4 protein-coding genes are annotated in these 5,119 nt (G+C 49.5%); 1 reads left to right on the forward strand and 3 read right to left on the reverse strand.

Annotation, left to right across the window (positions count from 1 at the left end):
• Positions 1-297 precede the first annotated feature (297 nt).
• From IQ273_RS30095 to IQ273_RS30105, 3 genes are all read right to left on the reverse strand, one after another.
• Complete coding sequence (locus IQ273_RS30095) at positions 298-498, reverse strand: DUF2283 domain-containing protein (protein WP_194026777.1); 201 nt, start codon at positions 496-498, stop codon at positions 298-300.
• Positions 499-574: 76 nt separating this feature from the next.
• Positions 575-961: a toll/interleukin-1 receptor domain-containing protein gene (locus IQ273_RS30100; RefSeq protein WP_255534755.1), complete on the reverse strand. Its 387-nt coding sequence runs from the start codon at positions 959-961 to the stop codon at positions 575-577.
• A gap of 33 nt (positions 962-994) precedes the next feature.
• Positions 995-4,111, reverse strand: a complete 3,117-nt coding sequence (locus tag IQ273_RS30105) for a COR domain-containing protein (RefSeq protein WP_194026779.1) — start codon at positions 4,109-4,111, stop codon at positions 995-997.
• A 166-nt stretch (positions 4,112-4,277) separates the two neighbouring features.
• Between IQ273_RS30105 and IQ273_RS30110 the strand changes: the two genes are divergently transcribed.
• A partial coding sequence (locus IQ273_RS30110; protein WP_194026780.1) for a DEAD/DEAH box helicase occupies positions 4,278-5,119 on the forward strand: 842 nt, incomplete at its 3' end.

The raw sequence follows: 5,119 nt of genomic DNA on the forward strand, positions 1-5,119 counted from the left end.
GGAGTCACAGGCTCCTGGCGATTTTTCGAGTTTTATCCTGAAAGGTGCGGCGACCCAAGCTACACACGGTTTGCTTAACCTAGGGTGGGACGGTCTGCCACACTTTTTAAGATACAAGGGTGGGCACCGCCCACCTTACACCTCTGCTACTGCAAGCCAAACCCATCAGTTGAGCACCGCATACCTTGTACTGGCGCGTTAGCGAAGCTATCCGAAAGAATCGCTGGGAATGAGTGCAATGGGTTCGGTAGTAAGAGGAACAAGTGGGGTGGTGGGCATTGCCCACCCTACACCCTTCTAAGTGAGGACTTGGAGGCTGGTCTCGATAGGATTGAAGAGTTGCCGCTTAGACGCATTCAGAAACTCGATGCTGACAGGTTCAGAGTTATCGTCGTAGCTGACAATGATACCCCCCGGCTCAGAAATTGCATTACTAGGCGGCATTTCTTTCATGATGAAGATCAACACATCGGCCTCGGCATCATATTTAACTCTCATGGCCATCCTCCTGCCAGTAACGCTTGACTTGGTTTGTCCAATAGATTTTCATGATGATGCCTAGCGGCAACCATAGTTACGCTGCTCGAAGGTCTTTTGCAATGTTCTCAATGGCTTTAGCAATGTCTGTCCAGGCTTGGTCGCGATCGCCATTCTCCTGAGAAAACGTAATCACAGGCTTGCCATTTTTCGGAAGTGCCTGTAATTTGCTGAAGATAGGCTCACTCGCCCACAGACAGGGACGCACAATGATAGGAATAACTCGCATCCCTTCTGACTCGCGGCGTTTAAGCAACCTGGGAACTTCTTCATCGTTGATGAAACGGGAGTCAATGAAGTCGGCGCTGATTAGCAGCAGCGCAATATCAGCATCGTTCATCGCCGTTTGAATAGCTTCGTACCAGTCCTCACCCGGTTCAATGAGACGATCTTGCCAAGTATCAATGATGCCACGCCGCTTCATACCCGCCATCATTTTATCGAGTTTGTCCTTGAATTACTCATCTTCGTGAGCATAGCTGATAAATACTTTGGGCGTTTTCATCGTTTTTTCGATCTGAGTTGGCCAAGAGTTAGCACGGTTTTTGAGCTGATTGATTTCCCCCTTAATTGTTTTAATGATGTCATCACCGAGGGGGATGTTTTCAGCAAGAGGAAAGTTTAAATCGTCAATTAGACCGCGCACGTTGACCATTGCATAGCTCTTTTGGCATTGAATCTGAAGCTGACCATCAGCAATGAACTGGTTTAATATTTCTTTGGTGTAAAAATGGGGCGACTGACTGCCGTTGCAGCTTGAGCAGTTACACGGAATTAGCTTTTTACACTTGTCTTTTAAGCGCTCATAGGAGGCATTGATTTCGTCGAGTTTAAAGCTAATCACGGTGAGGAAGTCGCGGCAATTGACCCCGCTGACGCGAATGTGGATTTCGCCTTTGTGGTAATGCTCAATGACTTCGGCACGAGCGGAGCCGTTGTTGAGCACGACACCGTCTTTCCAGACTAGCTTTTGCCCTTCAATAAAGCGGTGTATCTCGACAATGAAGCGGGTGAGGATGCCTTTGGGCATGAAATCGTAGTGGTAGCGCAGTAGCAGGTTGTTGTTATCGTCCCAATCGTAGTTAGGCTGCTCGATATCGAGTAGCTGAGGCGCAATGTATTCATTGTCGCTGCCGGGAATGGGGTAGCAGAGTTTGAAATTTACCATCAGTTGCAGTAGCTCGCCCCGCATGTCTCTGTATTCGCTGTCGCTCCAGATATCGTCAAGTTGAGCGCGACTAAAACGGCCCAGATTGTCTTTCACTTCTTTGTTATCAAGAGCTTTGTAGACAGCGGTGGTGCCCCACTCGGGCTTGAGAATGAGGGTTTTCCTTAGTAGATCGTCCTCATCAAAGTGAAGACAGACGCCAAGGTCGTGCAGGTAGCGACTGAGGCTGAGCATTTGCTCACGATTTTTGAACTGGTTTTGCTCGCACAGTTCGTAGTATTTCTCGACTGGTATGTAGTTGCAGCTTTGCGAATAATTTTCCAGGCAGGCACGAACTCGTACCCAGATTTTGGGCAGTGGTGTGCCAACGTGGGGCAGGTGGGTGATGTATTGCTGAATCTTGGCTTTAATCTCGTCGAGGCCGCGATTGGTTTTGAGGTTAGTGCTCAGGGTTTCTTTGAGGTTGGCGAACTCGCTGCGGAGCTGGCGATCGTTTACCTGGCAGGTGCGGTCTTGCTTTTCGTTTTTGATGATAAAGACTGGGCTATTGTCGCTGAGCAGTTCAACGACGTTAAGCCAGTAGTAAAGGTCGGTATTGTCTTGGCGCGCGTCGATAACAATGGCGTAAAGAGAGCGCTTAGTGAGAAAAAACTGGTGGGTAGCATGGTAGATTTCCTGGCCACCAAAGTCCCAAATGTTGGTGCGGAAAGGTTGACCATTGAGGTGCTCAAAATCCCAGCGAACGACATCAATGCCCTCAGTCGATTTCTCTTCGGGCTGAAGTTCGTAGTCGGCACTGTCGATCTTCTTTGCCAGGGTGGTTTTACCCGCGCCGCCTTCGCCCACAATGAGGAATTTGGCTTCATGAAGGGGTTCGCTCTCGTCAGGATCTAGAGCCTGAAAGCAGAAACCAAGAATTTCGGTAAGGTCGCCTGGATCTTCGTGAAGTTCTTTAGGCCCCAGAATTTCAGGGGGAACTGGAACTGGGTTGCCTCTCAAATCGAGCTTTTCTAGTTCTTTGAGTTGAAAAATTTCAGGAGGCAGACTGCTTAACTGATTAGAGCATAGATAAAGTGTTCGCAGGCTGTTAAGGCGACCAATTTCAGGGGGCAGACCACTCAATTGATTGGAATGGAGGTAAAGCTCCTGTAGATTAATGAGTTGAAAAACTTCTGGTGGTAATCTACTTATTTTACTATAGCCATAAAATAGCGTTTTGAGATTCTTTAAATTAACAATTTCTGACGGCAGGCTGGTCAATTTAACACCATTTAGATTAAGTAAACTTAAATTAGAAAGCTGTCCAATTTCTGCTGGAAGACAGTGTAGTGGATTGGCACCTACAGAAAGAGCTTTCAGGTTTTTGAGTTGTCCAATCTCTGTTGGCAATCTAGCTAATTCATTTTGAAAAACTATTAGTGATTCTAGATTTTTGAGTCGCCCAATACCTGATGGCAGTTCGCTTATTTTGTTTCTAGAGAGATTGAGTATTCGAAGATTTATAAGTCGTCCGATTTCGACGGGTAAGCTATTTATTTGGTTTTCATAAAGGACGAGAATTTTTAGGCGTGTTAGCTGTGCAATCTCCGGCAGTAGGCTGCTTAATTGGTTGGAACGGAGATCGAGAATTTGGAGTGAGCTGAGCTGGGTGATCTCAAACGGCAGGCTGCTGAGTTGGTTAGAGCTGAGGGAGAGCGATTGGAGTGAGGTGAGTTGAACTATCTCGGGTGGCAAACTGCTGAGTTGGTTAGAGTTGAGGGAGAGCGATTGGAGTGAGGTGAGTTGGGTGATCTCGGGCGGTAGGTTTCTTAATTGGTTAGAGCTGAGGGAGAGCGATTGGAGTGAGGTGAGCTGGGTGATCTCGGGCGGTAGGCTGCTGAGTTGATTGTTAGTGAGCTTGAGCGATCGCAGGTTTGAGAGGTTTTCAATTTTATTAAGGACACCTTCAAGCAAGTTTCTATTGAACCAAAGCGTCTTGAGCTGGTGTAAGTGAGCAATTTCGGATGGTATTGAGGTGAACCTATTTTCGTCAAGAATGAGGATGCGCAGTTCAGTCAGCTGCTCAAACGCTTTTGGCAGTTGAGTCAACTGATTCCCACCAAACAGCAAAATTCGCAGTTGCCTCAATTGACCAATTTCGACAGGCAAGCTTTCAATCTGATTACCCTCGACCAGCAGCGTTTTGAGGTTTACGAGTTTACCGATTTCAGCCGGTAGTGTCTTGAGCTGATTACCGACAAACTCACCCCAGCATTTTTTGCGCTTGCCTAAAATCAGCGTTTCGAGCTGAGTCAGCCCACCAATCTCAGACGGTAGCTCGATGAGATTTTTGCCAGAGAGGTCGAGGGTTTTCCAACCTTCTTCAGCGGCTTGTTTAATCAGGCGCAGCAGTTCATCTTGGGGCATTACGGGCGCGGGGGCAGCGTCCCCTCAGTTTTAACAGAAGCAAGAGAGAAGGGGATAGAGTATGGAGTAAGTCGCAACAGGACGTTCGAGAGAACCACTCAGCTTGCGCTGTTTCGTCCATCTCTTGGCACACTAGAATAGTGTCGCCCCTACCTGTACCAGCCTTGTGCTAGACCTCGCCCAGCTTTTCCCCTTTCCCCTCGACGATTTTCAGCACGAAGCGGTAGACGCTCTCAACGCCGATAAATCTGTGGTGGTGTGCGCCCCTACCGGCTCCGGCAAAACGCTAGTGGGCGAATACGCCATCTACCGGGCCTTAGACCACGGCAAGCGAGTGTTTTACACCACTCCACTAAAAGCACTGTCTAACCAAAAACTGCGCGACTTTCGCGACCAATTTGGACACGAAAATGTGGGCTTGCTAACCGGCGATCTCTCCATCAACCGCGACGCCCCCGTGGTGGTAATGACCACCGAAATCTTTCGCAACATGCTCTACGGCACCCGCATTGGCGAAACCGGCACCACCCTACAGCAGGTAGAAGCCGTGGTGCTCGACGAGTGCCACTACATGAACGATCGCCAGCGCGGCACCGTCTGGGAAGAGTCGATCATCTACTGCCCGCCCGAAATTCAGCTGCTGGCCCTCTCCGCCACGGTCGAAAACTCGGGCCAGCTCACCGACTGGCTGCAAAAAGTCCACGGCCCCACGGAGCTGATTTATTCAGACTTTCGCCCAGTGCCCTTGCAGTTTCACTACTGCACCGGTAAGCGGCTGGTGCCCCTGCTCGATGCCGCCCAAAAAGCCATCAACCCCCAGCTCAAAAAGCAGCGGGCTCCCCAACGCCAGCCCGGTCGGCGCGGCGGCGGGCGGGTGAGCCTGCCCTTTGTGGTGGGTCAGCTGCAAGAGCGAGACATGCTGCCCGCTATCTACTTTATTTTTAGCCGTCGCGGCTGCGACAAAGCGGTGGATGAGGTTAACCACCTATCGCTGGTAACGGACGAAGA

The sequence above is a fragment of the Nodosilinea sp. LEGE 07298 genome (assembly GCF_015207265.1).
Taxonomy (GTDB): domain Bacteria; phylum Cyanobacteriota; class Cyanobacteriia; order Phormidesmidales; family Phormidesmidaceae; genus Nodosilinea.

Bases quoted from the DNA above. Each gene is read 5' to 3' on its own strand.
- IQ273_RS30100 (WP_255534755.1), bottom strand. From the start codon at position 961: ATGAAGCGGCGTGGCATCATTGATACTTGGCAAGATCGTCTCATTGAA.
- IQ273_RS30105 (WP_194026779.1), bottom strand. From the start codon at position 4,111: ATGCCCCAAGATGAACTGCTGCGCCTGATTAAACAAGCCGCTGAAGAA.
- IQ273_RS30095 (WP_194026777.1), bottom strand. From the start codon at position 498: ATGAGAGTTAAATATGATGCCGAGGCCGATGTGTTGATCTTCATCATG.